General features: G+C 48.2%; 1 protein-coding gene. It reads left to right on the top strand.

The features are described 5' to 3' along the window. Nucleotides 1–442: IS3 family transposase (locus Q1A69_RS20165; protein WP_299589733.1), on the top strand; the 442-nt coding region annotated here is incomplete at both ends.

Here is a 442-nt window from a genome sequence, read left to right as displayed (position 1 = left end):
TTGCTGCCAGCATGCGTCGACAGGGCCTACGAGCTAAAGCCGCCAAGAGATATAAAGCCACAACCTACTCAAAACATGGTCTGCCAGTGGCCCCAAATCTGCTCGAGCAGAACTTCAATGCTGAAGCGCCGAATCAGAAATGGGTCGGGGATATTACCTACCTACGAACAGAAGAGGGTTGGTTATATCTAGCTGTAGTGATAGACCTCTATAGTCGGCTGGTTATTGGTTGGGCGATGTCGGAAACGATGGCGGCTAGATTGGTCTGTGACGCCCTTCAAATGGCTCTATGGCGACGTAAGAAACCGACGAATGTTATCGTACATACTGACAGGGGAAGCCAGTATTGCTCTAAAGATTATCAATCTTTAATTACAGCGTATGATCTGCGGTGCAGCATGAGCGCCAAAGGTAATTGCTATGATAACGCTTGTGCAGAAAC

Origin of the sequence: uncultured Microbulbifer sp. (assembly GCF_947498635.1) — a bacterium.
Classification (GTDB): Bacteria; Pseudomonadota; Gammaproteobacteria; order Pseudomonadales; family Cellvibrionaceae; genus Microbulbifer; species Microbulbifer echini.
Note: the sequence above shows the minus strand (reverse complement) of the source record. Positions and strands in the feature narration are given on the sequence as shown.